This window comes from Fictibacillus sp. EA-CB0309, assembly GCF_055814265.1.
Genome location: NZ_CP169271.1, coordinates 149,451 through 175,318 on the forward strand (window position 1 = coordinate 149,451; position 25,868 = coordinate 175,318).

Consider the following 25,868-nt stretch of genomic DNA (forward strand, 5'->3'; position numbering starts at 1 on the left):
AATGTGTTTCTTCTATTTAATACATTGCTGGTTGGTTGTTTGTATTGCGCTGGGTGGGTTGTGAATTGTGGATTTCTGGTTTCAGGGATAATATTGCTGAGTCGTCACATGTATTTGGTGATTCACGGGTAAGTAGCAAAACTTCATGGATTGAAAGCATAATGCGTGGGACAAACACTATAAAAGAATACTTCAATCGTATAATGGATCAAAGACTATCGAACGAAAGCCAACCCAGTATTCCTAGTCGCATTTTAAACGCTGTTTCTGTTTTTACGGTACGTGTTTTTTTATTTATTACACATTTGCGCAGCTACCCTTACTTTACACGCAGTTGAATGAGGATTACGCGCAGTCGAGATTCAGTTTCGCGCACAAACCAATCATTTACGCGCACATCACGGCAATTTTCGCGCACCATCAATAACATACGCGGCATCTTCAGACTTCTATCCATGCCATCATGGGTATAGCAGCTTAATCTTAAGTGTTAAACATTTTATTTTGGGAATTTGGTGTAAGATTCGGCAATATTTCAGCGTTAGGATCCCTTTTTTAGCTTAGTGGTCCAGGATATGATGTGAATATCCTAACAACATCTGTCGACTGTATTTTTTATACAATAAAAAAACACCCTCCGAATGGAGGATGTTTTTTATATAGAAGTAATCAAAAGATTACTCAGTGATTGTTGCAACTACGCCTGCACCAACTGTACGTCCACCTTCACGAATAGAGAACTTAGTTCCTTCTTCGATAGCGATTGGAGCGATTAGTTCTACAGTCATCTCAACGTTATCTCCAGGCATAACCATTTCTACGCCTTCAGGAAGTTGGATGATACCAGTTACGTCAGTTGTACGGAAGTAGAACTGAGGACGGTAGTTAGAGAAGAATGGAGTGTGACGTCCACCCTCTTCTTTTGAAAGAACGTATACTTCTGATTTGAACTTAGTGTGAGCTTTAACAGTACCTGGCTTAGCAAGAACTTGTCCACGCTCAACATCGTCACGGGAAACCCCACGAAGAAGTGCACCAATGTTGTCACCAGCTTCAGCATAGTCAAGAAGCTTACGGAACATTTCAACACCTGTTACAGTTGTTGATTTTGGCTCTTCAGTAAGACCAAGGATCTCAACTACGTCACCAACTTTTACTACTCCACGCTCAACACGTCCAGTAGCAACTGTACCACGACCAGTGATTGAGAATACATCCTCAACTGGCATCATGAATGGCTTTTCAGTGTCACGAGGAGGTGTTGGGATATAAGAATCTACAGCATCCATTAGCTCATAGATTTTAGCTTCCCAATCAGCGTCTCCTTCAAGAGCTTTAAGAGCAGAACCTTTGATTACAGGAATGTCGTCTCCTGGGAAGTCATACTCAGAAAGAAGGTCACGAACTTCCATTTCAACTAGCTCAAGAAGTTCTTCGTCGTCTACCATGTCACACTTGTTCATGAATACAACAAGGTAAGGTACACCTACTTGACGAGAAAGAAGGATGTGCTCACGAGTTTGTGGCATTGGGCCGTCAGCAGCAGATACTACTAGGATCCCACCATCCATTTGTGCTGCACCAGTGATCATGTTCTTAACATAGTCAGCATGTCCTGGGCAGTCTACGTGTGCATAGTGACGAGAATCAGTTTCATACTCAACGTGTGCAGTTGAGATAGTGATTCCACGCTCGCGCTCTTCTGGAGCACCGTCGATTTGGTCATAAGCCATTGCTACACCCTTACCGTTTTTCTTAGCAAGAACAGTAGTGATAGCAGCTGTTAAAGTTGTTTTACCATGGTCAACGTGACCAATAGTACCAATGTTAGCATGCGTTTTGGAACGATCAAATTTCTCTTTACCCATGAGAAAGATTCCTCCTTAAATATGGTTACATATAGTAGATTTTTTATTTAAAACAGACAGGTTATACTGCCCATTTTAGATTACATGAAAATGATGTTTCTTACAACCGAAGAGATTAAGCTCCAGTTGCTTTTTTGATGATTTCTTCAGAAATTGACTTAGGTACTTCTTCGTAGTGATCGAAGTGCATTGAGTAAGTACCGCGGCCTTGTGTACGAGAACGCAAGCTAGTTGCATAACCGAACATCTCTGCAAGTGGAACCATCGCTTTAACGATTTGTGCATTACCACGAGCTTCCATACCTTCAACACGTCCACGACGAGAAGTTACGTCACCCATGATATCACCCATGTACTCTTCAGGAACCGTTACTTCAACTTTCATAATCGGCTCAAGGATTGCAGGGTCACACTTTGCTTTTGCGTTCTTAAGTGCCATTGAACCGGCAATCTTAAACGCCATTTCGTTGGAGTCAACATCATGGTAAGATCCATCAACGATACGAGCTTTAAGGTCAAGTAATGGGAAACCAGCAAGCATTCCGTTTTTCATTGATTCTTCAATACCAGCTTGAACAGCAGGGATGTATTCACGAGGAACTGCCCCACCAACGATTTTGTTTTCAAATACGAATCCAGATCCTTCTTCACCTGGCTCGAATTCGATCCAAACGTGACCGTATTGTCCACGACCACCAGACTGACGAACGAATTTACCTTCAACTTTAGCAGCTTGGCGAATTGTTTCACGGTAAGCAACCTGAGGAGCACCCACGTTAGCTTCTACCTTGAATTCGCGGCGCATACGGTCAACTAGGATATCAAGGTGAAGCTCACCCATACCTGCGATGATCGTTTGTCCAGTTTCTTCGTTTGTTTCAGTACGGAATGTTGGATCTTCTTCAGCTAGCTTAGCAAGCGCCATACCCATCTTGTCTTGGTCTGCTTTAGACTTCGGCTCGATAGATAGTGAGATAACTGGCTCTGGGAATACCATGGATTCTAAGATAACAAGGTTCTTTTCATCACAAAGTGTATCACCAGTTGTAGTATCTTTAAGACCTACAGCAGCTGCGATATCTCCAGCGTATACGATAGAGATCTCTTCACGGGAGTTTGCGTGCATTTGAAGGATACGTCCAACACGCTCGCGCTTTCCTTTTGTAGAGTTCTGTACGTATGATCCAGAGTTTAATGTACCTGAGTACACACGGAAGAATGTTAACTTACCAACATAAGGGTCAGTCATAACTTTAAATGCAAGTGCAGAGAATGGTGCTTCGTCACTTGATTCACGAGTTACTTCTTCTTCTGAGTCTGGAAGTACACCTTTAATAGCTGGTACATCAACCGGCGATGGAAGGTAATCAAGAACAGCATCAAGCATAAGCTGAACACCTTTGTTCTTAAATGCCGATCCACACATTACTGGGTAGAACTCAACGTTACAAGTTCCTTGACGGATACCTGCTTTAAGTTCTTCTTTCGTAATCTCTTCGCCTTCTAAGTACTTCATCATCATTTCTTCGTCTAGCTCAGCTACCGCTTCAATTAACTTGTTACGGTATTCTTCAGCTAAAGGCATGTGTTCTTCAGGAATTTCACGAACTTCGATATCAGTACCAAGGTCGTTTCCGTAGAATACAGCGTTCATTTCAACTAAGTCGATGATTGCTTCGAATTGGTCTTCCGCACCGATCGGTAATTGGATCGGATGAGCGTTAGCACCAAGGCGGTCATGAATGGTTTTTACGGAGTATAAGAAATCCGCACCAATCTTGTCCATTTTGTTAACGAATACTACACGAGGTACCCCGTAAGTAGTCGCCTGACGCCAAACTGTTTCTGTTTGTGGTTCAACACCTGATTGAGCATCAAGTAATGCAACCGCTCCGTCTAATACACGTAATGAACGTTCTACTTCAACTGTAAAGTCTACGTGTCCTGGTGTATCAATGATGTTGACACGGTGACCTTTCCATTGAGCAGTAGTAGCAGCGGAAGTAATCGTGATTCCACGCTCTTGTTCCTGCTCCATCCAGTCCATTTGTGAAGCTCCTTCATGAGTTTCACCGATTTTGTGGATACGGCCAGTATAGTAAAGTACACGTTCAGTAGTCGTTGTTTTACCAGCATCGATGTGAGCCATGATACCGATATTACGAGTATTTTTTAAGGAGAATTCTCTAGCCATGAATTTCTCTCCTTCCCTTTTTAAAAGGAATTTTTATAGTGTTTTAGAGACAGTCCGAAAACTGTCTCTATGATTTTACCAGCGGTAGTGAGCAAACGCTTTGTTTGCTTCTGCCATTTTGTGCATATCTTCGCGCTTCTTAACAGAAGCACCAGTGTTATTAGCAGCATCCATGATCTCATACGCAAGACGTTCTTCCATTGTCTTTTCTCCGCGTAGACGAGAGTAGTTCGTTAAATAACGAAGTCCTAAAGTTGTACGACGCTCTGGGCGAACTTCAACTGGTACTTGGTAGTTAGCTCCACCAACACGGCGAGCACGAACTTCAAGAACTGGCATGATATTTTTAAGAGCTTGTTCAAACACTTCCATAGGATCTTGGTTAGTACGTTCCTTAATAAGATCGAACGCATTGTACAAGATTGTTTGAGCTACCCCTCTCTTACCGTCAATCATAATTTTATTGATTAGACGAGTTACAAGCTTAGACTTGTAAATTGGATCAGGTAACACATCACGACGAGCAACAGGTCCTTTACGTGGCATGTGGTCCCCTCCTTTCTGATAGTTGTTTAATTTATTTTAAAATTATTTCTTAGCTTCCTTTGGACGCTTCGTTCCGTACTTAGAACGACCTTGCATACGGTTAGTAACACCAGCCGTATCAAGAGCACCACGAACGATGTGGTAACGTACCCCGGTAAATCTTTTACACGTCCTCCACGGATAAGAACAACACTGTGCTCTTGAAGGTTGTGTCCGATACCAGGAATGTAAGCTGTAACTTCGATTCCGTTTGTTAGACGAACACGGGCATACTTACGAAGCGCCGAGTTCGGCTTCTTAGGAGTCATAGTACCAACACGCGTACAAACTCCACGCTTTTGCGGAGATGAAACGTTAGTTTGGGACTTTTTGAAGCTGTTGTAACCTTTGTTTAACGCAGGAGAGTCAGATTTCTTTGTTTTAGAAACGCGACCTTTGCGAACTAATTGGTTAATTGTAGGCATTTTGTATTTCCTCCTCTCTTGTTTTGCAATACCACCGACCCAGGTGGTTCATTTTAGGACAAAAGAAAGTTTTTGCGAGCGGAGCGATCTTTACTGCTCATCGCAAAAACGTTTAATTTATCCTTTTATCGCAACAGTTGCGGCCCCGACATCTATACCGCATGCTTTTCCAAGCTTTTTCATGGAATCAACCTTTACGATCGGTACGTGCTTTTCTTCGGCAATCTGCAATACTTTGCTCGTTACTCGAAAATCAGCGTCTTCCGCAACGACCAGCTCTTTGACCTCGCCGTTCTGTAAAGCTTTGATTGTTTGCTTAGTACCTACGATAATTTCAGAAGCCTGTGTCACTTTTTCATAAGACATACAAATATCCTCCAAAGCAACATTTCTTTAGGAGCACATCCGTAATCATATCACCGATGCGCTCCAAATGTCAACATGTCATTTATTAATCTTGAGAAACAAGTTCTGTTGGCAGATTTGCCTCTTCACTGTTCTCTTCTTCAACCACTGGTGAATTGATTCCGATGTTTCTGTAACGGTTCATACCGGTTCCAGCCGGGATCAGCTTACCAATAATAACATTTTCCTTAAGTCCGAGAAGCTCATCACGCTTACCTTTGATAGCAGCGTCCGTAAGAACTCGAGTTGTTTCCTGGAACGATGCAGCAGACAAGAACGATTCTGTTTCAAGAGACGCTTTTGTAATACCAAGAAGCACCGGACGTCCAGTAGCAGGAGTTCCACCTTCAAGAAGTACATTACGGTTAACATCTGTAAATGCATGGATGTCCATAAGTGCTCCTGGAAGTACTTGAGAATCACCGGAATCGATGATACGCACTTTACGAAGCATTTGGCGAACCATAACTTCAACGTGCTTATCTCCGATTTCTACCCCTTGCATACGGTAAACTTTCTGAACCTCACGCAATAGGTATTCTTGTACGCCTTCAGCACCGCGTACTTTGATTAATTCCTTAGGATCGATTGAACCTTCCGTCAATACTTGACCGGCAGTTACTTTATCACCTTCAACTGCCTTAATACGGGCACCGAAAGGAATTGTGTAAGATCTAGATTCAATTTCACCTTGAACGACAACTTCACGCTTATCTTTATTGTCATTCACGCCAACAACCGTACCTTCAAGCTCTGAAATAACAGCTTGACCTTTCGGGTTACGCGCTTCAAACAATTCTTGGATACGCGGAAGACCTTGTGTGATATCGTCTCCTGCTACCCCACCTGTATGGAAGGTACGCATTGTAAGCTGTGTACCTGGCTCACCGATGGATTGAGCAGCGATAATTCCAACAGCTTCCCCAACTTCAACGTCGGAGCCTGTTGCAAGGTTGCGTCCATAACATTTCTTACAAACACCGTGACGAGTGTCACACGTAAATACAGAACGGATTGTTACTGCTTTCACGCCTACTTCTTCAATATGAGCGGCCATGTCTTCAGTAATCAGCTGATTAACGTCTGCAAGAATTTCTTTTGTTTCTGGATGGTATACCTTTTTATAAGCAGTACGACCGATCAAGCGCTCATGAAGCGGCTCGATCACTTCGTTGCCTTCTTTAATAGCAGCAACTTCTAAGCCACGGTCTGTTCCACAATCATCTTCACGTACGATTACATCTTGAGCAACGTCAACCAAACGACGAGTAAGGTAACCAGAGTCAGCTGTTTTAAGGGCTGTATCGGCAAGACCTTTACGCGCTCCGTGAGTAGAGATAAAGTACTCGAGTACTGTTAGACCTTCACGGAAACTCGATTTGATTGGAAGCTCGATGATTTTACCAGCCGGGTTGGCCATCAGACCACGCATACCTGCTAGCTGCGTAAAGTTAGATGCGTTACCACGGGCACCGGAGTCACTCATCATAAAGATTGGGTTTCGCTTATCAAGTGTACCCATCAATTTATTTTGGATTTCGTCTTTCGCCAAACTCCAAATATTAATTACACGCTCATAGCGCTCTTCTTCCGTGATTAAACCACGTCTGAATTGCTTTGTAACGTTAACTACTTTTTCTTCCGCAACAGCAAGAATCTCTTGCTTTTCTGGTAATACAACGATATCGGATACACCGATCGTAATACCAGCGCGTGTAGAATATTTAAAACCTAAGTCCTTCATGCGGTCAAGCATTTTAGACGTTTCAGTAATCTTAAAGCGTTTGAATACTTCCGCGATAATTTTACCAAGGATTCCTTTCTTGAAAGGAACAATTTCTTCATGCTTCTGAATTTCTTCTTTCACATTAGCAGCCGGATCTAAGAAGTACTTTTCAGGTGTTTCCACTTGAAGGTTCGTCGTAGTCGGTTCATTAATGTATGGGAATGACGGCGGCAGGATCTCGTTAAATAACAATTTACCTACTGTTGTCATCAGAAGTTTAGATTGTTGTTCTTCCGTGAAAGTTTCTTTATTTACGCTGGATACAGGCACTGCAATACGTGTATGCAAGTGTACATATCCATTTTCATAAGCGATGATCGCTTCATTGATATCTTTAAATACAGACCCTTCACCAATAGCTCCTGCACGCTCAAGTGTTAAGTAATAGTTACCTAATACCATATCCTGTGAAGGTGTTACTACCGGCTTACCATCTTTCGGGTTCAAGATGTTTTGGGCAGCAAGCATTAAAATACGAGCCTCTGCTTGAGCTTCAGCTGATAAAGGTACGTGGACCGCCATTTGGTCACCATCAAAGTCAGCGTTATATGCTGTACATACGAGTGGGTGAAGACGGATTGCACGGCCCTCAACAAGCGTTGGTTCGAATGCTTGGATACCAAGTCTGTGAAGTGTAGGTGCACGGTTAAGAAGTACTGGGTGCTCGCGAATAACTTCTTCTAAAACATCCCAAACTTCAGGCTGAACGCGCTCTACTTTGCGTTTTGCACTCTTAATGTTGTGTGCAAGACCTTTTGAAACTAATTCTTTCATAACAAACGGTTTAAACAGTTCCAGTGCCATCTCTTTAGGCAGACCACATTGATACATCTTTAGGTTCGGACCTACAACGATAACCGAACGACCAGAGTAGTCAACACGTTTACCTAGCAAGTTTTGACGGAAACGTCCTTGTTTCCCTTTCAGCATGTGTGAAAGTGATTTTAATGGACGGTTTCCTGGCCCTGTAACCGGACGGCCACGGCGGCCATTATCGATTAATGCATCGACTGCTTCTTGAAGCATACGTTTTTCATTTTGAACGATAATGTTAGGAGCACCTAGGTCTAATAGACGCTTCAAACGGTTGTTACGGTTGATAACACGACGGTAAAGGTCGTTAAGGTCAGATGTGGCAAAACGTCCACCATCAAGCTGAACCATCGGACGCAATTCCGGTGGGATAACCGGAAGTACTTCAAGAATCATCCAATCGGCATGGTTGCCGGAATGACGGAATGCTTCTAGTACTTCTAAACGCTTAATCGCACGAGTACGGCGCTGCCCTTGTGCTGTTTTAAGCTCTTCTTTCAGCATCTCTACTTCTTTTTCAGCATCGATGTCTTCTAGAAGTCGTTTGATCGCTTCTGCACCCATTTGTGCAGTAAAGCCTTTGCCATACTTTTCACGGTATGTGCGGTATTCCTTCTCTGAAAGCAGTTGTTTCTTCTCAAGAGGAGTATCCCCTGTTTCAGTAACAACGTATGAAGCAAAGTAGATTACTTCTTCTAATGCTCTTGGAGACATATCCAAAACAAGACCCATACGGCTTGGGATACCCTTGAAGTACCAAATGTGAGATACAGGAGCAGCAAGCTCGATGTGACCCATACGGTCACGTCGAACTTTAGCTCTTGTTACTTCAACCCCACAACGGTCACAAACCACACCTTTATAACGGACGCGCTTATACTTTCCGCAATGACATTCCCAGTCTTTTGTAGGACCGAAAATTCTTTCACAGAACAAGCCGTCTTTTTCAGGCTTAAGTGTACGGTAGTTGATTGTTTCAGGTTTCTTTACTTCCCCTCTTGACCACGACCGGATTTTGTCCGGTGAAGCAAGACCAATTTTCATATATTCAAAATTATTTACGTCTATCAAGGAGCGTACCTCCCTTTTGATATCCTGTTTTAGTCATTCGAAGTGTAAGACTCAAGATTTAGATTTAATTTCTCGCTTGCCTGATCGTCTTCATCATCAAGCTCTCTCATTTCAATTTCCTTGTCATCTCCAGAACAGATCTTAACATCCATTCCAAGAGACTGAAGTTCTTTGATCAATACTTTAAATGATTCTGGAACACCTGGTTCAGGAACGTTTTCACCTTTAACGATGGCTTCATACGTTTTCACACGGCCGACAACATCATCGGATTTAACCGTAAGAATTTCCTGTAGTGTGTATGCAGCGCCGTATGCTTCAAGCGCCCATACTTCCATCTCACCGAAACGCTGACCTCCAAATTGTGCTTTACCACCAAGAGGCTGCTGTGTAACAAGTGAGTATGGACCAGTTGAACGAGCATGTAGCTTATCGTCAACCATGTGAGCCAGTTTGATCATATACATAACCCCAACTGATACACGGTTATCAAACGCAGCACCTGTACGTCCATCATATAGTACCGTTTTACCATCGCGAGCCATTCCAGCTTCTTCGATCGTAGACCAAACATCTTCCTCACGCGCTCCATCGAATACCGGTGTAGCAACATGAATGCCTAGCTGACGAGCAGCCATTCCAAGGTGAAGCTCCAATACCTGACCGATATTCATACGGGAAGGTACCCCTAGCGGGTTTAACATGATGTCAACTGGCGTTCCATCTGGAAGATACGGCATGTCTTCTTCAGGCATAATCTTAGAGATTACACCCTTGTTTCCGTGACGGCCGGCCATTTTATCTCCTTCGTGAATCTTACGTTTTTGCACGATATATGCACGAACAAGCTGATTCACACCTGGAGGAAGTTCATCGCCATCTTCACGGTTAAACACTTTAACGTCAAGGATGATTCCATCTCCACCGTGAGGTACACGCAATGATGTATCGCGGACTTCACGAGCTTTTTCACCGAAGATCGCATGCAATAAACGCTCTTCAGCAGTTAGTTCAGTTACACCCTTAGGCGTTACTTTACCAACTAAGATATCTCCATCTTTAACTTCTGCACCAACACGGATGATTCCGCGTTCGTCCAGGTTACGTAATGCATCTTCTCCGACGTTCGGAATATCACGAGTGATTTCTTCTGGTCCGAGTTTCGTATCACGCGCTTCTGACTCATATTCTTCAATATGGATCGAAGTGTAAACATCATCTTTCACGAGACGTTCGCTCATGATGACAGCATCCTCGTAGTTGTAACCTTCCCATGTCATGAAGGCAACAAGAACGTTACGACCTAAAGCAAGTTCACCTAGTTCCATTGAAGGTCCATCCGCTAAGATTTCGCCTTTCGTTACTCGGTCACCAGTGCTTACGATCGGACGCTGGTTATAACACGTTCCTTGGTTGGAACGAATAAACTTAAGCATGTTGTAAGTGTCAAGGTCGCCTGAAACTTCCTTGCCATCTACTTCTTTAATGCGGCGTACTTGAACTTGTTTTGCTGTCACACGTTCTACAATTCCTTCATGCTTACAGATTACTGCAGCTCCGGAGTCTTTTGCAGATACGTGTTCCATTCCTGTACCAACAATCGGTGATTCAGGAACAAGCAAAGGTACAGCCTGACGTTGCATGTTCGCTCCCATTAGGGCACGGTTAGAGTCATCATTTTCCAAGAACGGAATACAAGCTGTCGCAGCTGATACAACCTGTTTCGGCGATACATCCATATAGTCGATGCGTTCGCGTTTCACAACAGTGTTGTCACCACGGAAACGTGCGATTACGTCTTCGTTCATGAACTCTCCGTTTTCACCTAAAATGGAGTTCGCTTGTGCAACTACGTATAAATCTTCTTCATCAGCAGTGAGGTAATCGATACGGCTCGTCACACGACCTGTTTCAGGATCAACCCGACGGTATGGTGTTTCGATGAATCCGTATTGGTTCACTTTCGCGTAAGAAGAAAGTGAGTTGATCAACCCGATGTTCGGACCCTCTGGCGTCTCAATCGGACACATACGGCCGTAGTGAGAGTAGTGAACGTCACGAACTTCAAAGCCTGCACGTTCACGTGTAAGACCACCTGGCCCTAATGCAGATAGACGACGCTTATGCGTTAATTCTGCTAACGGGTTCGTTTGATCCATGAACTGTGAAAGCTGAGAGCTACCGAAGAACTCTTTAATAGAAGCAATAACAGGACGGATATTGATAAGCGCCTGTGGTGTGATCGCATTTGTGTCTTGGATAGACATACGCTCACGAACAACACGCTCCATTCTGGAAAGTCCGATTCTGAATTGGTTTTGAAGAAGTTCACCAACAGAACGCAGACGACGGTTTCCAAGATGGTCAATATCATCTGTGCTTCCTACTTGATGCAATAAGTTGAAGAAGTAGTTAATAGAAGCAATAATGTCTGAAACCGTAATGTTTTTAATTTCTTTATCAACAAGTCCGTTTCCAATTACATTAATGATTCTTTCGCCTTCTTGATCGTCAGGTGCATAGATTTTAATAGATTGAAGAGCGATATCTTGATCTTCTGCCACTCCTCCTGCTGGTGTTACGGTTTTGAAACCTACACCACTTTCAAGAGCAGGGATAATCTTATCTAGCGTTCTGCGGTCAAGCAGCGTACCTTCTTCAGCAATCACTTCACCAGTTTCAGCATCAACAAGTGTTTCAGCCAACTTCTGGTTGAAAAGACGATTCTTTATATGAAGCTTTTTATTGATTTTGTAACGTCCAACGTTTGCCAAGTCATAGCGTTTCGGATCAAAGAAACGTGAATCTAACAAACTTTTGGCATTATCTACTGTTGGAGGCTCTCCCGGACGAAGACGCTCATAGATTTCGAGAAGGGCTTTTTCCGTTCCTTCTGTATTATCTTTATCCAGCGTATTGCGAAGATACTCGTCTTCTCCAAGCAAATCAATGATTTCTTGATCAGACCCAAACCCTAAAGCACGAAGCAATACGGTAATAGGGATTTTTCTTGTGCGGTCGATACGCACATAAACTACGTCCTTAGCATCTGTTTCGAACTCCAGCCAAGCACCGCGGTTTGGAATGACAGTAGCGGTAAAACCTTTTTTACCGTTTTTGTCGATTTTCTCACTATAGTAAACACTTGGTGAACGAACGAGCTGTGATACAATTACACGCTCTGCCCCGTTGATCACAAAGGTTCCCGTATCTGTCATTAACGGGAAATCTCCCATAAATACTTCCTGCTCTTTTACTTCGCCCGTCTCTTTATTGATCAGACGCACTTTCACACGAAGCGGAGCAGCGTAAGTAACATCGCGCTCTTTTGATTCATCTACAGGATACTTCGGCTCACCTAAGTTATAATCAATAAACTCTAAAACGAGGTTCCCTGTAAAATCTTCAATCGGCGAAATGTCTCGGAACATTTCACGTAACCCCTCATCAAGAAACCATTGATAGGAAGCGGTTTGAATTTCAATTAAGTTTGGTAATTCAAGCACTTCGCTAATTCTTGCATAACTTCTTCGTTGGCGGTGGCGTCCAAACTGAACTAGTTGACCTGTCAACTGCTTCACCCTCAAATCCAGCGTTTTTTTCGTGTTTCTTATTTCTATCTAACATTCTAGTAAGAACGTTAGAAAACAAAAAGAAAAAGGGTTTCATAATTTTAAAACCGCAGTTTTCCTATTTTGATAAAAGCTATTATATAATTTTGTCCAACTTTTTCACATTCTATACGTTTAAACTTAACATTCAATACGTCTAAACATGAGTAAAAAACGTTGATATATCAACGTTTTTTCGCTTACCACGAAAAATAAGCAGGAAAATGCGAATCCATTGGCATTTTATAATACTAACATACGGGATTTATCAAGTCAAACTTTTCTTGCGCGTAAAATATAGTAGCCTTTTTTCTTCGCAACCGTTTCAACTTGCCCGAATAATTCTTCAATTTTTTCCATTGCAGATGGCGCACCTTGTTTCTTTTGAATAACGACCCATAACTCGCCACCAACGCAAAGTTTATGGTACGCTTCTTCAAAAATCTGGTGAACAACAGCCTTGCCTGCCCGAATCGGCGGATTTGTAATAACAGCCGCAAACTCACTGTCTTTTACTTCAGCCAAAAGATAACTTTTAAATATTTTAACGTTATCAACCTTGTTCTTATCTGCATTGACTTTCGAAAGTTCAATTGCTCTTTCGTTAATATCCACCATTTGAATCGTACGATCGGGTTCTGCTTTCGCAAGCGAAAGTCCGATCGGTCCGTATCCGCATCCTACATCTATATAATCACCAGGCACTTCCGGCGGAACGAAAGACTCTATTAAAACACGGCTGCCGAAATCTACTTCTTTTTTGAAAAAACGCCAGCATCCGTCGTGAAGCGAAACTTTTCACCATTTAATAAAAAATCCCACGTTTCTCTTTTGCTTTCTGTACCAGGTGTTTCAGAATAATAATGGTTCTTCATCGTTTTTAAACTCTCCTTACCTTCTGATAAAGACAGTATTCCCGTTTCACTCGCGATTAACGGTCTATCTATAAGATGCTTTTACATTATTGCTTTTGAAAGTAGTTGATTTCCGTTTCAGGTGCTCGCTTTCCGCAGGGCAGGCGGTGAGCCACATTCGGACGTTTCACTTCTAAGTGTCTCACCTGCCCGCCTGTCCCGCAGGAGTCTCGCACCCTACACTTCAATCAACTGTTCAAAGAAGCGACAAGATTATAAGCAGCAAAATTTTAGAATAGTTCATTCTAAAAAGGTTTAACGAAACAAACAAAAAGGTCCGCCATCGGGCGAACCTTTTCTTTTGAATTACTTAACTTCAACAGAAGCTCCAACTTCTTCAAGCTTAGCTTTGATTTCTTCAGCTTCGTCTTTAGATACGCCTTCTTTAACTGGCTTTGGAGCACCGTCAACAAGTTCTTTCGCTTCTTTAAGGCCAAGACCTGTAAGTTCACGAACAACTTTGATAACTTTAATTTTTGAAGCTCCACCGCTTGCAAGAATTACGTCGAATTCAGTTTGCTCAGCAGCAGCGTCTCCACCAGCAGCTCCACCAGCTACAGCTACAGGAGCAGCAGCAGTTACACCAAACTCTTCTTCGATTGCTTTTACTAGGTCGTTAAGCTCTAAAACAGTCATTGTTTTTAAGCTTTCAATGATTTGCTCTTTAGACATTATAATTTCCTCCTTATGGAATGTAAGTTATTGGTTGAAGATAAGACTTATGCGCCTTGCTCTTCTTTTTGTTCTGCAACGGCTTTAGTAGCCAACGCAAAGTTGCGGATAGGTGCTTGAAGCACGCTGAGTACCATAGAAAGAAGACCTTCTCTTGATGGAAGTTCAGCAAGAGCTTTCACTTCTTCTAGAGACGCGATACGTCCTTCGATTACACCAGCTTTGATTTCAAGCGCTTCGTGTTTCTTAGCGAAATCGTTAAGAATCTTAGCAGGAGCTACAACATCTTCATTAGAGAATGCGATCGCTGTAGGACCAGTTAAGTGTTCTGATAAGTTAAGGTCATTCTCTTCAGCCGCGCGGACTACCATTGAGTTTTTGTAAACTTTAAACTCGATGCCAGCATCACGCAAAGACTTACGAAGTTCAGTAACCTCAGCAACAGTAAGACCACGGTAGTCAACAAGGATTGTTGATTGGCTATTTTTGATTTTCTCAGAAATAGTGGATACTATCTGCTTTTTTGTTTCTAAAATGCTGCTCATTATTACACCTCCTGTAAAATGATTGCATCACCGCAGGTTTTGTCCAAAAACAAAGCCTCCATGTCGAGACATGGAGGCGTGAGTATCTAAAGTCATAAGTAATTAACTAATGAGCTTATCGATGCTTCACCTCGGCAGGAAGATTTAAGCCAGTTGGCTCCTGCTGTCTACGGCATTCATCTGATGCGTTTGTGTTTAACAGTATATAATATAACGGGTCTGAACCCGTTTGTCAACTATCGTTTTACAGTGAAAGAAGATGGATTAACTTTGATCCCAGGTCCCATAGTAGAAGAAACTGCTACGTTCTTCATGTAAGTTCCCTTTGCAGCTGCAGGCTTAACTTTCAACAATGTTTCGATGATTGTGTTAAGGTTTTCTGCAAGCTTCTCAGCTTCGAAAGATACTTTACCGATTGGCACGTGTACGTTACCAGTCTTATCAACACGGTATTCTACTTTACCAGCTTTGATTTCGTTAATCGCTTTTTCAACTTCAAATGTAACTGTTCCAGTTTTAGGGTTAGGCATTAAACCTTTAGGTCCTAGAACACGTCCAAGTTTACCAACTTCAGCCATCATGTCAGGAGTTGCAACGATTACGTCGAACTCGAACCAACCTTGTTGGATTTTGTTGATGTAGTCAGAATCGCCAACGTGATCTGCTCCAGCAGCTTCAGCTTCTTTTGCTTTTTCACCTTTAGCGAAAACTAATACACGTTGAGTCTTACCAGTTCCGTTTGGAAGCACTACTGCTCCACGAACTTGTTGGTCAGCTTTCTTCGTGTCTACACCTAAACGAACTGCAACTTCTACAGACTCGTCAAATTTTGCAGGAGCAGCCTTTTTAACTAGCTCGATCGCTTCTGCAGCGTCATATGCTTTTGTGCGGTCTACTAATTTAGCCGCTTCTTGGTACTTCTTACCTTTGTTTGCCATTGTATTGTCCTCCTTATGTGGTTTAGCGGATATTCCTCCCACTTATTGCACTTAACATCAAGTGCAATCGAACGCATTGCATGAATAAAGGTTGCGAACCGTTTGAAGGGCAGGATATCAATCCTTTTACTCGCAACCTAATATACATGACACACGGAATTAGTCTTCGATAACAATTCCCATGCTGCGTGCTGTACCTTCAACCATACGCATTGCAGCTTCAACGCTAGCAGCGTTTAGGTCAGGCATTTTTGTTTCTGCGATTTCGCGAACTTTATCACGCTTTACAGTCGCAACTTTTTTCTTGTTTGGCTCACCAGAACCTGACTCGATTCCCGCAGCTTTCTTTAAAAGAACAGCAGCCGGAGGAGTTTTAGTGATGAATGTAAATGAACGGTCTTCGAAAACCGTGATTTCTACCGGAATGATTAAACCAGCTTGATCAGCAGTACGAGCGTTGAATTCTTTACAGAATCCCATGATGTTTACCCCAGCTTGTCCTAGTGCAGGTCCAACTGGCGGTGCCGGGTTTGCTTTACCAGCAGGGATTTGCAATTTCACCATTTTTATAACCTTTTTAGCCACGCGACACACCTCCTTAAGTCCGTGATGTGGTATTATGGGCCGAAACCCTCCCACTCAAAAATACGCTTCCCCTCCTAAAAGAGAGGAAGCAGTTGATTAGTAATATCAAACATAAAAAATTCTATCACCTTTTCGAAGTGATTACAAGTCTTTTTCCATTATAACTTGCTAACTTGGTTAAACTCGAGTTCAACAGGTGTTTCACGACCAAACATATTGACGTGAACTTTCAGCTTGCGTTTTGTTGCATCGATCTCTTCGATCGTACCTACGAAGTCAGCAAAAGGACCTTCTTTTACTTTTACAGATTCCTTAATTTCGAAATCAACTTCAACACGCGGCGCTTCCATACCCATACCTTTAAGAATATGATCTACTTCCTCAGGCAAAAGTGCCGTTGGCTTTGAGCCCGCCCCAGCAGAACCGACAAATCCTGTTACCCCAGGCGTATTACGTACAACATACCATGAATCATCTGTCATGATCATTTCCGTTAATACATAACCAGGGAAAACTTTCTTCATGCTTGTTTTTGTCTTACCGTTCTTTGTTTCGGTCTCTTCTTCTACAGGTACAAGTACACGGAAAATTTTATCTGTCATCCCCATAGATTCCAAACGCTTTTCCAAGTTTGCTTTTACTTTGTTTTCATAACCTGAATAGGTATGAACTACGTACCAATTTTTTTCCATACGATGGGACCCGTGTCCTTTCCCTCCTAAAATGGATATACTCTAGCATTCTATCCAAAAGAAGCTGTATCTAATCTACCCTAAAATAAGCTCAACTAATTGTGAAATACCTAAATCCACAACCCAGAAGAACAAAGCCATAACCACTACAGTTGACAGTACAATCCCTGTATAGCGAAATAATTCTTTTCGCGAAGGCCAGCTAACGCGCTTCATTTCCTTATTTACATCAGAAAGAAACTTTGCTGGTGATTTTTTTGTCTTTTCTGCAACATCCGCCATCTTCATAAACCCCCATGCTTTAATTCATTTAACATTTATAAAAAAAGCTTACTTCGCTTACTTAGTTTCCTGGTGAATGGTATGAGCATTGCAGTAACTGCAAAACTTTTTAACCTCGACTCGTTCAGGATTGTTTTGTTGGTTCTTCATCGTTGTATAATTTCGTTTTGAGCATTGTTTACAGGCTAAAAAACTTTTTTCTCATGCTAAATAAACACCTTTCGTGAGACAAACCCACTCATCCACGTTACAATGTTACTTTTAAAACATTAACATAGGGGTATAAGCTTGTCAATAAAGGGAAAATCACGTTTTATTCCGTTAAAACTGCTGCTTTTGAAAGTAGTTGATCTCCGTTCCAGGCGCTTCGCTTTCCGCGGGGTGTGCGGTGAGCCTCCTGCCGCTTTGCGCCATAGGAGTCTCACCTGTCCCACTCATCCCGCAGGAGTCTCGCGCCTTGCACTCCAATCAACTTGTCGATGAAGCGATTAAACAACCAATTGCTACACCACTATAAATAAGGACCCTAGAAAAAAAGAGCAGGGATACTTACTCCCCGCTCTTACGATGTAATTTCTCTTAGTTCTAAATAGCGCTCTAATTTACGTTTCACTCGCTGCAGCGCGTTATCGATCGACTTCACGTGTCTGTCGAGATCCACTGAGATTTCCTGATATGATCTTCCGTCGAGGTACAACATAAGAACTTTACGTTCCAAATCACTTAATATTTCCCCCATCTTCACTTCAATATCATCAAATTCTTCTTGATTGATAATCAGTTCTTCAGGATCAGTGACTTTTGTACCGCAAATAACATCCATCAGTGTACGGTCAGATTCTTCATCATAGATAGGCTTGTCCAACGACACATAAGAATTTAACGGAATGTGTTTTTGTCTAGTTGCCGTTTTGATAGCGGTAATCATTTGCCTCGTAATACATAGTTCGGCAAAAGCTTTAAAGGATGACAGCTTGTCCTCTTTAAAATCGCGAATCGCTTTATAGAGCCCGATCATGCCCTCTTGAATAATATCTTCACGGTCTGCACCGATCAAAAAGTATGATCTTGCTTTCGCACGAACAAAATTCTTATACTTGTTAATCAAATATTCAAGTGCTGCGCTGTCCCCCTCATGAACCAGTTCCACAAGGCTTTCATCTTCCATGAGCTCGTAATCGCTTACTGACAGTTCCTTGAGATCTATGTTCACGACAAATCCCCCCACCAGGTTTTTACCGGCAAAATATAGCAATATTATAGCTCATAATTCACAAAAGCGTCAACATTCCTTATTTTTGACCTCTTCTCCATCTTTCAAATATTTCGGCAATTTCGTCTGAAAGAAGGATAGATGATGGGTTTTGCTTTCTTTTCCGCTCGCCAACTGACACATGAATATGCTTTTCGATCTCATCCATTTCGTTCTTTAATTCTCGTGCGGATTTTCGAAGTGCACCTTTACCAAAGATCTGCCACTGTTCTGTTGAATCCGATGTTGCTACGTAAATACGCGTATCAATCGATTTTAATTCTCCGACCAGCCGTTCAATCCGTTCATCCGCTGTTTCATTCTCTCGTGTAAAAATCACTTCCACACGATGATTTTTTGTCTTTTTTCTGTACCCGGAGAAAGATGGGCATCAAATACAACAATCACTTGATACCCCGTTGTTCCCTGGTACTCTGCCATATACTCAATCAGCAGGTCTCTTGCTTTTGCAAAATCTGATGTTTTTAAGCTCCGAAGTTCGGGCCAAGCGCCAATGATGTTGTAGCCATCAACAATCAAATAGTGGCGGGTTTTCATTTTCGCGCTTCTAGCGGATTGCGGTTGCGGTACACTTCATACATCAAGAGGCTGGCAGCGACTGAAGCATTAAGTGATGTTACTTTACCCTTCATTGGAAGCTGAACAAGGAAATCACATGTTTCTGAAACGAGTCTTCCCATCCCTTTTCCTTCACTTCCGATCACAAGACCTAAAGGCATGTCCCATTTCGCTTGTCTGTAGTCATCTTTTCCTTTCATATCAGCACCAGCAAACCACATGCCGCGATCTCTTAATTCTTTCATCGTCTGAACGAGATTGGTTACACGAACAACCGGAATGTATTCGATCGCTCCAGTTGAAGCTTTCGCTACTGTTGCCGTTAGACCGACAGAACGTCTTTTCGGAATGATGATGCCATGTGCTCCAACTGCGTCAGCTGTACGCATGATCGAACCTAAATTATGAGGATCTTCCAGCTCGTCCAGCAAAATAAAAAACGGCTCTTCCCCACGCTCTTCAGCAATTTTAAATAAATCATCGATATCCGCGTATGAGTATGCTGCAACACCCGCGATAACACCTTGGTGATTGCCTCCTCCGCTTAATGAATCCAGCTTCTGTTTTGGCACATATTGCACAAGCACGTTTTGCTTTTTCGCCATCGAAACGATCGTGCTTACTGGTCCTTTTTGAGATCCTTCACCTACAAAAATTTTATTAATATCACGGCCGGAGCGCAGTACTTCCATAACCGGATTTCGACCGATGATTAGTTCTTGTTCTTTTTGTTCTTTTCCTTCACTCATCTTAAGACCTCCCCTTTCAAGATTATCTGTTAACACATATTCCATCATGTTTCTTAGACGTTCGTGGCTGTTTAACAGATAGAGATATCCGATAATCGCCTCAAAGCTGGTCGCATGCCTATACGTTTGAACATCCGTATTTTTTGGAACTGTTCCTTGATTCGCATTGCGCCCACGCTTAATAACAGCGACTTCTTCATCTGTAAAATAGTTTTCTTCGAGCAGCTGAACGACCATGCTTGCCTGAGCTTTTGCGGAAACAAATTTAGTAGCCGATACATGAAGTCTGTTCGGTTTCACCTGACCGTTTCGAATCAGATGTTCACGCACGAATTGTTCCATAACCGCATCACCCATGTAAGCAAGCGTGGTTCCGTTCAATTGTTTTATATCTGCATCTGTTGTTTTCATTTACTTATCTCTTTTCCACCGTACACCTTGTGCGGTATCTTCCAAAATGATGTTCTGTTCTTTCAAAAGGTCACGTATTTCATCAGCGCGAGCAAAGTTCTTTTCTTTACGCGCCTCGTTTCGTTCTTGAATCAAAGCATCAATCTGTTCATCCAATAATTCCTCTTCTTTATGAAGGGTAAGTCCCAATACACCTGCGAGTTCATCAAACAATGCGATAAATTCTGTAATCACCGCTTTTGAAGTATTCTTCTCTTGAAGATACACATTCGCTTCTCTTGAGAAATCAAATAAAATAGATATGGCGTTTGCCGTGTTGAAATCATCATCCATATCTGCAATAAATTTCGCTCTTGTTTCTGAAACAAACTCACTCCATTTTTCTGTATCCAGAGAAAGGTCAGCCGAAACGGTTAGGCGATGTTTCAAGTTACCGTATGACGTGCGAATTCGGTTCAGTCCGTTTTCAGCCGCTTCCAATAACTCCTGACTGAAGTTGATCGGGTTGCGGTAATGTACCGCCAGCATAAAGAATCGGATAACTTGCGGATCTTGCTGCTTCACAAGATCATGAACCAGCACAAAGTTTCCAAGGGATTTGGACATTTTTTCGTTGTTAATATTAATATACCCATTATGCATCCAATATTTAGCCATCGGTGCTTCATTTAACGCTTCAGATTGTGCAATCTCATTCTCGTGATGCGGGAAAGCCAAGTCTTGCCCGCCGCCATGAATATCGATCGAGTCGCCTAAGTACTTTTTCGCCATTGCCGAGCACTCAATGTGCCAGCCAGGACGGCCTTTACCCCACGGACTCTCCCAATAAATCTCCCCTTCTTTTGCCGCTTTCCATAATGCAAAATCAAGCGGATCTTCTTTTTCTCGCCTACTTCGATTCTTGCTCCTGATTTTAAGTCATCAATCGATTGATGAGACAGCTTACCATAGCCATTAAACGAACGCGTTTTAAAATAAACATCCCCCGCCGCTTCATAAGCAAAGCCTTTTTTAATCAGGTTCTCGATGAATTCGATGATCTCAGGCATCGTTTCAGTTACTCGAGGGTGTGCGTCTGCTTTTTTAACGCCTAGTGCGCATGTATCTTCATGATAGGCATTAATAAATTTTTCAGCGATTGTCGGCACATCACTGCCCATTTCATTTGCTGCTTTAATGAGCTTGTCATCAACATCCGTGAAGTTGGAGATGAACTGCACATCAAATCCTCTATATTCTAGATATCTTCTAACCGTGTCAAATACGATAGCCGGCCGGGCATTACCGATATGAATGTAGTTATATACGGTCGGTCCGCACACATACATCTTTACCTTTCCTTCTTCAAGCGGCACAAAAAGCTCCTTTTGACGTGTCATCGTGTTATAAATTTTAATGCTCATTAAGATTCACTCCCTCTTTTCATTCTTTCCAGTTCTTCACATAACTTTTTCATTTCTAGCTGCAATTCTCTAAATTTATCTGCTACCGGGTCTGGCAGATCACGGTGATCGAGTTCACACCCGACTTTAATGCCGTCTTTAATTACGACTCTACCGGGAATTCCTACTACCGTTGCGTCAGGCGGTACGTTTTGTAAAACGACTGAACCCGCTCCGACTTTCGAGTTTTTCCCAATCGTGATGTTACCTAACACTTTCGCCCCTGTGGCGACGAGCACATGGTCCTCTAGCGTAGGGTGCCTTTTTCCTTTTTCTTTTCCGGTACCGCCGAGTGTCACCCCTTGGTACAGCGTCACATCGTTACCGATTATACACGTTTCACCGATAACGACTCCCATTCCATGATCAATAAAGAATCGTCTTCCGATCTGTGCACCTGGGTGTATTTCAATCCCTGTAAAAAAGCGGCTGATCTGTGAAATTAAACGTGCTAGAAACAGCCAGTTGCGTTTGAATAATTTATGTGCCAGTCTATGTGCCCAAACCGCATGCAGTCCGGAGTATGTTAAGATTACTTCGAACGAGCTTCTTGCAGCTGGGTCTTTTTCAAAAACAACCTGAATGTCTTCTTTTATGGCTGAAAACAAGCTCCCCAACCTCCTTGCTTTTTAAAATAATGCACTCTTCGTAAGCGCGTTGTTTATGGGATCTGTTTATTTTCTTCATTGTTACGTTGATTGGAGTGTAAGGTGTGAGACTCCTGCGGGACAGGCGGGCAGGTGAGACACTTAAAAGTGAAACTTTCGAATGTGGCTCACCGCCTGCCCCGCGGAAAGCGAAGCACCTGAAACGGAAATCAACTACTTTCAAGAGCAACAAAGAAATTACAAAATAAAAACGCCCCTGTGCCAAATTTGACACAGAGACGTACTGTTAGACGCGGTTCCACTCTGTTTAACAGGCCTTATAAAACTTACCTGTTCCCTTAAGCTCCGTAACGGGGAGTTGCCGCCCAAACCTACTCAACTTTCGGCAAGGGACTCCGAGGGGCACTTCAGCAAGCATTTCCATGAACCACTTTCAGCCGGTGATGGTTCTCTCTACTATGAAAAAGCGCTAGCCTACTTTCCTCATCTGCGTTTTACGTTTAAATATAAGTTTCTTTTACTATATTATAATCTTTGCAAAATGTGTACTTTTATTACTTATTAATTTGAGTAAGTACAGCATTTACGCGCTTTATAATAACATCTTTTCCTAAAAGGGAAACAGCAGCAGGCAGATCTGGACCATGTTGCTGACCAGTCGTTGCAACACGGATTGGCATGAACAAGTTCTTTCCTTTTTGGCCTGTTTCCTTCTGAACAGCTTTCATCATCGCTTTGATGTCTTCCGCTTCAAAAGAATCACTGTTTTCAATCTGAGTTATGAACGATTCCATAACGGATGGAACACCTTCACCTTGCAATACTTCAAGTGCTTCTCCTTCATACTCGATCTCTTCTTTGAAGAAAAGTTCCGTTAAGTCTACGATTTCAGCACCGTAGCTCATTTTTTCCTGATGAAGAGCGACAAGCTTTGTGATCCACTCTTGTTCTTCAGGACTTGGGTTCTCAGAAACTCTACCCGCTTTAACGAGGTGAGGCATACACAGCTCAACAATTCGAGCTACGTCTTGCTGCTTCATATATTGGTTGTTCAGCCACTCTAACTTTTGTGTATCAAACACTGCAGGTGCTTTAGACAGACGGTTCGGATCAAAGATCTCAATAAACTGTTCACGGCTGAAGATCTCTTCTTCTCCACCTGGTGACCAGCCTAATAGTGCGATAAAGTTGAACAGCGCTTCAGGCAGATAGCCTAAATCTTTGTACTGCTCAATAAACTGAACGATGGACTCATCACGCTTACTTAATTTCTTTCGGTTTTCATTGACGATCAATGTAGTATGACCGAATTTCGGATGCTCAAAACCTAGCGCATCATAAATCAAAAGCTGTTTAGGTGTGTTTGAGATATGGTCATCTCCTCGTAATACGTGAGAGATCGCCATCTCATGATCATCAATTACAACCGCGTAGTTGTAAGTTGGGATTCCGTCTTTTTTACGATAACAAAATCACCGAAGCCGCTCGATTCAAACGAAACTTCACCTTTAACCATATCATCAAACGTAATCGTACGATCTTGCGGCACTAAGAAACGAATGCTAGGACGTCTTCCTTCTGCTTCGAGTTTTGCTTTTTCTTCAACAGATAAGTTACGGCAGCGTCCGTCATATACAGGGGTATCTCCTTTAGCCATCTGCTCTTCACGTGAGGCTTCAAGCTCTTCTTCCGTACAATAACATGTGTATGCCAGACCTTTTGAAAGTAGTTCATCCGTATACTTTTCATAAAGGTCCAATCGCTCCATTTGGCGGTAAGGGCCGTAATCGCCACCGATATCAACACTTTCGTCCCAATCCATACCGAGCCATTTCAAATGGTTTAACTGACTTTCTTCTCCGCCTTGAATATTACGCTTTTGATCTGTATCTTCAATGCGGATAATAAATTTCCCGCCTGTGTGGCGTGCGTATAAATAGTTAAATAAAGCTGCACGTGCATTCCCGATATGTAAGTGTCCTGTTGGACTTGGTGCATAACGCACTCGAACTTCGTTTGCCATCTTGCTTCACCTCTATAGATATTTTTTACTTAAACTATGATGCTTTTGAAAGTGGTTGATTTCCGTTCCAGGTGCTCGCTTTCCGCGGGGCAAGCGGTGAGCCACATTCGTAACGTTTCACTCTTAAGTGTCTCACCTGCCCGCCTGTCCCGCAGGAGTCTCCCACCTTCCACTCCATTCAACTTTATCAGAGAAGATCGTGAACGTAATGCCTACAAAGCAACAATCTTTTAGAGAATTGCCTTCTCAATCAACACAACTGCTTGAGCTGCGATTCCCTCTTCACGTCCAGGGAAGCCTAGCTTTTCAGTTGTAGTAGCTTTTACGTTAATTCTGTCTACATCAACATCAAAAATGCCTGCAATCACTCCGCGCATCTCTTCAATGTGGGGTAGCATTTTTGGTTTTTGTGCAATGATCGTACAATCTATATTACCTAAAGCATATCCTTTTTTCTTGATCAGTTTCCAAGAATCGAGTAATAAACGTTTTGAGTCTGCGTCTTTATAGGCAGGATCTGTATCAGGGAATTGTTTGCCGATATCCCCTTCACCCGCTGCTCCAAGCAGTGCATCTGTGATCGCATGCAAAAGAACGTCAGCATCCGAATGTCCTAAAAGTCCCTTTTCATAAGGAATCGTTACTCCGCCAATGATTAACGGACGCCCTTCACAAAAGGCATGTACATCAAAACCTTGTCCGATGCGCATCATGCTTTTTCCCCTGTCTGTCTAACAAAATGGCTTGTCCAAACAACAAGTCATCAGACGTAGTTAATTTTATATTATGATAGTCTCCCATTACAATAGCGACTGTTTCTCCAATTCGTTCCACTAAGCTCGCATCGTCCGTTCCAACAAATCCTTCTATATCCGCTTTCTCATGTGCTTTCATTACGATAGAAAGACGAAAAGCTTGCGGGGTTTGAACAGCCCACAAGCTGGAACGGTCGATCGTTTCTTCCACGTGATTCTGAACAACTTTCTTTACCGTATCCTTTACCGGAACAGCCAACACGGCAGAACCTGAGTCTGCTGCTATGTTCACAAGTTGCTGGATAGAATCATGAGTGATAAAAGGACGTGCTGCATCATGGATGAGAACAAGGTCCGCGTCTTCCGGGACCTTCTTTAAGCCCTCATACACACTTTGCTGACGTTCTTTTCCGCCTGGAACGATTTGGCGCACTGTTGTATATTGGAACGTTTGTACAAATTGCTGCATTTGTTTTAATTCCTGTTCGCTTCCGACAAGAACGACACCTGCACACGAAGGATCTTTTTCAAACACATCAAGTGTGTGTGCAAGAACCGGTTTTCCTAATAGCTCAATCCATTGCTTAGAGATCCCGGCATTCATTCGTTTACCTTGTCCGGCAGCAGGAATGACTGTCCAATAGTTCACGTGCTTCCCCACCG

The 25,868-nt window shown here is 42.6% G+C and carries 19 protein-coding genes, 7 pseudogenes and 2 other annotated features; all 26 genes and pseudogenes read right to left on the minus strand.

What is annotated here, in order from left to right; translation table 11 throughout:
* Nucleotides 1-677: 677 nt before the first annotated feature.
* The 26 genes and pseudogenes from tuf to ispD all read right to left on the minus strand — a co-directional run bounded on the left by tuf (nucleotide 678) and on the right by ispD (nucleotide 25,854).
* Complete coding sequence (tuf, locus tag ACEWFH_RS01050; RefSeq protein WP_066285528.1) at nucleotides 678-1,868, minus strand: elongation factor Tu; 1,191 nt, start codon at nucleotides 1,866-1,868, stop codon at nucleotides 678-680.
* 115 nt (nucleotides 1,869-1,983) lie between these two features.
* The gene (gene fusA / locus ACEWFH_RS01055) at nucleotides 1,984-4,062 is read right to left on the minus strand and encodes an elongation factor G (protein WP_473725808.1); all 2,079 of its coding nucleotides are present in this window, start codon (nucleotides 4,060-4,062) and stop codon (nucleotides 1,984-1,986) included.
* A gap of 75 nt (nucleotides 4,063-4,137) precedes the next feature.
* Nucleotides 4,138-4,608, minus strand: coding sequence for a 30S ribosomal protein S7 (gene rpsG / locus ACEWFH_RS01060; protein ID WP_066237973.1), 471 nt, complete (start codon nucleotides 4,606-4,608; stop codon nucleotides 4,138-4,140).
* Between the two features lie 42 nt (nucleotides 4,609-4,650).
* Nucleotides 4,651-5,072, minus strand: a pseudogene (gene rpsL / locus ACEWFH_RS01065) (30S ribosomal protein S12).
* Between the two features lie 117 nt (nucleotides 5,073-5,189).
* Nucleotides 5,190-5,438, minus strand: a complete 249-nt coding sequence (locus ACEWFH_RS01070) for a 50S ribosomal protein L7ae-like protein (RefSeq protein WP_066237983.1) — start codon at nucleotides 5,436-5,438, stop codon at nucleotides 5,190-5,192.
* An 85-nt stretch (nucleotides 5,439-5,523) separates the two neighbouring features.
* Nucleotides 5,524-9,147, minus strand: a complete 3,624-nt coding sequence (gene rpoC / locus ACEWFH_RS01075; RefSeq protein ID WP_473725809.1) for a DNA-directed RNA polymerase subunit beta' — start codon at nucleotides 9,145-9,147, stop codon at nucleotides 5,524-5,526.
* 29 nt (nucleotides 9,148-9,176) lie between these two features.
* Entirely contained in the window at nucleotides 9,177-12,719 is a 3,543-nt protein-coding gene (gene rpoB, locus ACEWFH_RS01080) for a DNA-directed RNA polymerase subunit beta (RefSeq protein ID WP_473725810.1), read from the minus strand.
* 312 nt (nucleotides 12,720-13,031) lie between these two features.
* Nucleotides 13,032-13,633: pseudogene (locus ACEWFH_RS01085) on the minus strand (class I SAM-dependent methyltransferase).
* Nucleotides 13,634-13,719: 86 nt separating this feature from the next.
* Complete coding sequence (locus ACEWFH_RS01090) at nucleotides 13,720-13,848, minus strand: hypothetical protein (RefSeq protein WP_473725811.1); 129 nt, start codon at nucleotides 13,846-13,848, stop codon at nucleotides 13,720-13,722.
* Nucleotides 13,849-13,978: 130 nt separating this feature from the next.
* Nucleotides 13,979-14,344, minus strand: coding sequence for a 50S ribosomal protein L7/L12 (gene rplL, locus ACEWFH_RS01095; protein ID WP_066237995.1), 366 nt, complete (start codon nucleotides 14,342-14,344; stop codon nucleotides 13,979-13,981).
* 47 nt (nucleotides 14,345-14,391) lie between these two features.
* Nucleotides 14,392-14,889 (minus strand): 50S ribosomal protein L10, encoded by a 498-nt coding sequence (rplJ, locus tag ACEWFH_RS01100; protein WP_473725812.1) that lies wholly within the window; start codon nucleotides 14,887-14,889, stop codon nucleotides 14,392-14,394.
* A 39-nt stretch (nucleotides 14,890-14,928) separates the two neighbouring features.
* Nucleotides 14,929-15,080, minus strand: a sequence feature (ribosomal protein L10 leader region).
* A gap of 45 nt (nucleotides 15,081-15,125) precedes the next feature.
* Nucleotides 15,126-15,827, minus strand: coding sequence for a 50S ribosomal protein L1 (rplA, locus tag ACEWFH_RS01105; RefSeq protein WP_473725813.1), 702 nt, complete (start codon nucleotides 15,825-15,827; stop codon nucleotides 15,126-15,128).
* Nucleotides 15,828-15,986: 159 nt separating this feature from the next.
* Nucleotides 15,987-16,412, minus strand: a complete 426-nt coding sequence (rplK, locus tag ACEWFH_RS01110; RefSeq protein ID WP_066238005.1) for a 50S ribosomal protein L11 — start codon at nucleotides 16,410-16,412, stop codon at nucleotides 15,987-15,989.
* A gap of 158 nt (nucleotides 16,413-16,570) precedes the next feature.
* The gene (nusG, locus tag ACEWFH_RS01115) at nucleotides 16,571-17,104 is read right to left on the minus strand and encodes a transcription termination/antitermination protein NusG (protein ID WP_473725814.1); all 534 of its coding nucleotides are present in this window, start codon (nucleotides 17,102-17,104) and stop codon (nucleotides 16,571-16,573) included.
* A 75-nt stretch (nucleotides 17,105-17,179) separates the two neighbouring features.
* A complete protein-coding gene (secE, locus tag ACEWFH_RS01120; RefSeq protein WP_066238009.1) occupies nucleotides 17,180-17,386 on the minus strand; it encodes a preprotein translocase subunit SecE in 207 nt (68 codons plus the stop codon).
* A 57-nt stretch (nucleotides 17,387-17,443) separates the two neighbouring features.
* Nucleotides 17,444-17,569: pseudogene (rpmG, locus tag ACEWFH_RS01125) on the minus strand (50S ribosomal protein L33); the annotation flags it as partial.
* 379 nt (nucleotides 17,570-17,948) lie between these two features.
* The gene (gene sigH, locus ACEWFH_RS01130; protein WP_066285495.1) at nucleotides 17,949-18,599 is read right to left on the minus strand and encodes an RNA polymerase sporulation sigma factor SigH; all 651 of its coding nucleotides are present in this window, start codon (nucleotides 18,597-18,599) and stop codon (nucleotides 17,949-17,951) included.
* 79 nt (nucleotides 18,600-18,678) lie between these two features.
* Nucleotides 18,679-19,196: pseudogene (locus tag ACEWFH_RS01135) on the minus strand (NYN domain-containing protein).
* Nucleotides 19,193-19,966 (minus strand): 23S rRNA (guanosine(2251)-2'-O)-methyltransferase RlmB, encoded by a 774-nt coding sequence (rlmB, locus tag ACEWFH_RS01140; RefSeq protein ID WP_473727178.1) that lies wholly within the window; start codon nucleotides 19,964-19,966, stop codon nucleotides 19,193-19,195. Before rlmB ends, ACEWFH_RS01135 begins: the two are co-directional and overlap by 4 nt.
* A gap of 87 nt (nucleotides 19,967-20,053) precedes the next feature.
* Nucleotides 20,054-20,377 (minus strand): annotated as a pseudogene (locus tag ACEWFH_RS01145) (Mini-ribonuclease 3); the annotation flags it as partial.
* Nucleotides 20,378-21,780, minus strand: a pseudogene (cysS, locus tag ACEWFH_RS01150) (cysteine--tRNA ligase).
* On the minus strand, nucleotides 21,780-22,427 hold the full coding sequence (gene cysE / locus ACEWFH_RS01155) for a serine O-acetyltransferase (RefSeq protein WP_473725815.1): 648 nt from the start codon (nucleotides 22,425-22,427) through the stop codon (nucleotides 21,780-21,782). Before cysE ends, cysS begins: the two are co-directional and overlap by 1 nt.
* A 271-nt stretch (nucleotides 22,428-22,698) precedes the next feature.
* Nucleotides 22,699-22,926: a binding site (T-box leader), on the minus strand.
* A gap of 55 nt (nucleotides 22,927-22,981) precedes the next feature.
* Nucleotides 22,982-24,450 (minus strand): annotated as a pseudogene (gene gltX, locus ACEWFH_RS01160) (glutamate--tRNA ligase).
* A 34-nt stretch (nucleotides 24,451-24,484) separates the two neighbouring features.
* On the minus strand, nucleotides 24,485-24,616 hold the full coding sequence (locus ACEWFH_RS01165; protein ID WP_473725816.1) for a hypothetical protein: 132 nt from the start codon (nucleotides 24,614-24,616) through the stop codon (nucleotides 24,485-24,487).
* Nucleotides 24,617-24,680: 64 nt separating this feature from the next.
* A complete protein-coding gene (gene ispF, locus ACEWFH_RS01170; RefSeq protein WP_473725817.1) occupies nucleotides 24,681-25,163 on the minus strand; it encodes a 2-C-methyl-D-erythritol 2,4-cyclodiphosphate synthase in 483 nt (160 codons plus the stop codon).
* Entirely contained in the window at nucleotides 25,138-25,854 is a 717-nt protein-coding gene (ispD, locus tag ACEWFH_RS01175) for a 2-C-methyl-D-erythritol 4-phosphate cytidylyltransferase (RefSeq protein WP_473725818.1), read from the minus strand. Before ispD ends, ispF begins: the two co-directional genes overlap by 26 nt.
* Nucleotides 25,855-25,868: the final 14 nt, after the last annotated feature.

Coding starts and splice junctions, on each gene's coding strand:
- ACEWFH_RS01070 (WP_066237983.1), bottom strand. CDS start 5,438: ATGTCTTATGAAAAAGTGACACAGGCTTCTGAAATTATCGTAGGTACT.
- fusA (WP_473725808.1), bottom strand. CDS start 4,062: ATGGCTAGAGAATTCTCCTTAAAAAATACTCGTAATATCGGTATCATG.
- nusG (WP_473725814.1), bottom strand. CDS start 17,104: ATGGAAAAAAATTGGTACGTAGTTCATACCTATTCAGGTTATGAAAAC.
- ispF (WP_473725817.1), bottom strand. CDS start 25,163: ATGATGCGCATCGGACAAGGTTTTGATGTACATGCCTTTTGTGAAGGG.
- rpsG (WP_066237973.1), bottom strand. CDS start 4,608: ATGCCACGTAAAGGACCTGTTGCTCGTCGTGATGTGTTACCTGATCCA.
- tuf (WP_066285528.1), bottom strand. CDS start 1,868: ATGGGTAAAGAGAAATTTGATCGTTCCAAAACGCATGCTAACATTGGT.
- rplJ (WP_473725812.1), bottom strand. CDS start 14,889: ATGAGCAGCATTTTAGAAACAAAAAAGCAGATAGTATCCACTATTTCT.
- rlmB (WP_473727178.1), bottom strand. CDS start 19,966: ATGAGTGAAGGAAAAGAACAAAAAGAACAAGAACTAATCATCGGTCGA.
- secE (WP_066238009.1), bottom strand. CDS start 17,386: ATGGCGGATGTTGCAGAAAAGACAAAAAAATCACCAGCAAAGTTTCTT.
- rplL (WP_066237995.1), bottom strand. CDS start 14,344: ATGTCTAAAGAGCAAATCATTGAAAGCTTAAAAACAATGACTGTTTTA.
- rplA (WP_473725813.1), bottom strand. CDS start 15,827: ATGGCAAACAAAGGTAAGAAGTACCAAGAAGCGGCTAAATTAGTAGAC.